This is a genomic window from Streptomyces sp. NPDC005899 (genome assembly GCF_040629645.1).
GTDB lineage: Bacteria > Actinomycetota > Actinomycetes > Streptomycetales > Streptomycetaceae > Streptomyces.
In genome coordinates this window covers 1-2,040 of the sequence record NZ_JBEXWB010000615.1, presented here as the reverse complement: position 1 = coordinate 2,040, position 2,040 = coordinate 1, and the positions used below count along the sequence as shown (strand labels likewise).

Below are 2,040 nucleotides of genomic sequence, written 5' to 3'. Positions count from 1 at the left end.
GCCGCCGCCGGGCCGAGCCGGGGGTGCGGCAGCGCCGCCTCCAGGACCGGGCGGGCCGCCCCGTCCCCCAGGCTTCCCAGCCCCTCGACACAGGCGAGCGCGACACGCCAGTGCGGCTCCTGCGGCGCCAGCAGCCCGCGCAGGGTGCTGACGAGCGCGGGTACGGACTCCGGCGCCCGCAGGGCGGTGAGCAGGCGCACCGGGTGCAGGGCGTACGCCGTCCGCAGCGTGTTGGTGGCAAGTGCCGCCGCCGCTCGGGGCGTTCGGGGATCGCCCAGGAGCAGCAGTGCGTGGGCCGCCGAGACGCAGCGCTCCGGGTCGCGGTGGTTGAGCAGGAGGACGAGCGCCTCGAAGGCCCGGCGATCGCCCCGGCAGCCGAGCCGGAAGGCCGCGATCTCCCGGGCCCACAGCGGGCGTTCGCGTTCCACGAGCACGTGGGCGAGCTCCTCGGCGTCCTCGGTGGCGATCAGCCGGTGGAAGTCGGGAGACTCCCCCGCCTCGCCCCGCAGCCGGTCGGTCAGCGAGCGGAACTCCTCGTCCATGACACAGAGTTTATCCTCGCGCACGCACGGTGCACAGCGCCCGCGGCGCCCGTACACGGCCCGGGCGCTTCCCCGCGCCGACAGCGCCTGCGCTCCGCCACGCGCGACCGGTTCACTCCGGCGGCGACCAGCCGGGCCCCGACACCTGCGCTCCCGTACGTCATGGCCCCCGTCCATCCCAGGTCCGTGGACATCGCCCACTCCCCGGCCGACCCAGTGGCGGCCCACCGTGCCCAAGTGTGTGCCAGCGCACAGGGAGCCAGGGCTGGCGCGCTCGTTACCCGCCGGTTAATCTCATGTGAGCGGGACACCCTCCCGCCGGCTCCGGTGGCCTGGTGACGCAGCCACCCGGAGTGCTTGTCGGTTCGGCGGTTCGTGCGACGCGACTCGGGACAGAGTCCGTCACCCTTCCCGGGTTCCCGGTGCTCCCCGAGCACCCGGGCCCGTGCACCACGACACGCAGCCCCCGCACGCCGAGCGCCGGTTCACCCCGACCGCCCGCGCCCGTGTGCTCCTCACAGCCGTCACTCACCCTGGAGTCCCGTGATGGACACCCCGCTCAGCACCATTGCCGTCGTCGGCCTCGGCACCATGGGAACCGGCATCGCCGAGGTCCTGGCCCGTGCGGGCCGCGAGGTCATCGGCATCGACGTCAGCGAAGCCGCCGCCCTCCAGGCGGTCGCCGCCCTGGAGGCCTCCACCGCACGCGCCGTGAACCGTGAGCGCATCACCGAGCAGGAGCGGCGCGACGTCCTCGCCCGGTTCCGCACGTTCACCGATCTCCAGGCCGCCGCGGACGCGGAGCTGGTCATCGAGGTCGTGCCGGAGACGTACGAGATCAAGCAGCAGGTCTTCCGGGACCTCGACGCGGTCGTCTCCCCCACCGCGATCCTCGCCACCGGGACCAACGCCCTGTCCGTGACCCGGCTGGCCGCCGAGTCACAGCACCCCGAGCGCGTCCTCGGCCTGCACTTCTTCAACCCGGCGCCGGCCATGAAGCTCGTCGAGGTGGTCTCCTCGGTGCTCACCGCGCCACCGGCCGTCGAGAGCGTGACCCGCCTGGCGCGCGAACTGGGCAAGGAGCCGGTCGCGGTCGGCGACCGGCCGGGCTTCGTCGCCGACGGGCTGCTGTTCGGCTACCTGAACCAGGCGGCGGCGATGTACGAGGCGAACTACGCCTCCCGTGAGGACATCGACGCCGCGATGAAGCTGGGCTGCGGTCTGCCGATGGGCCCCCTCGCCCTGCTGGACCTGATCGGCATCGACACCGCCCGCACGGTGCTGGAGGCCATGTACACGGCGTCGCGCGACCGGCTGCACGCACCCGCTCCGGTGCTCGGCCAGCTCAGCGAGGCCGGGCTGACCGGCCGTAAGGCGGGCCGCGGCTTCTACACGTACGACGCCCCCGGCGGCCAGAACACCGTGCCGGACGCCCTGACGCCGTCGGCGAGCGCGGGCGCGGTGGCCGGGCGCGAGGTGTCCGCCGTCGGCGTCGCGG

Annotated in this window: 2 protein-coding genes; one reads left to right on the top strand and one right to left on the bottom strand. The window is 74.2% G+C overall.

From position 1 onward, the window contains the following. On the bottom strand, positions 1-542 hold a 542-nt coding region (locus ABZ371_RS32060; RefSeq protein ID WP_358686343.1), incomplete at its 3' end, for an adenylosuccinate lyase. A gap of 546 nt (positions 543-1,088) precedes the next feature. Here ABZ371_RS32060 and ABZ371_RS32055 point away from each other — a divergent pair. Beyond that, the coding region (locus tag ABZ371_RS32055; protein WP_358686340.1) for a 3-hydroxyacyl-CoA dehydrogenase family protein at positions 1,089-2,040 on the top strand (952 nt) is incomplete at its 3' end.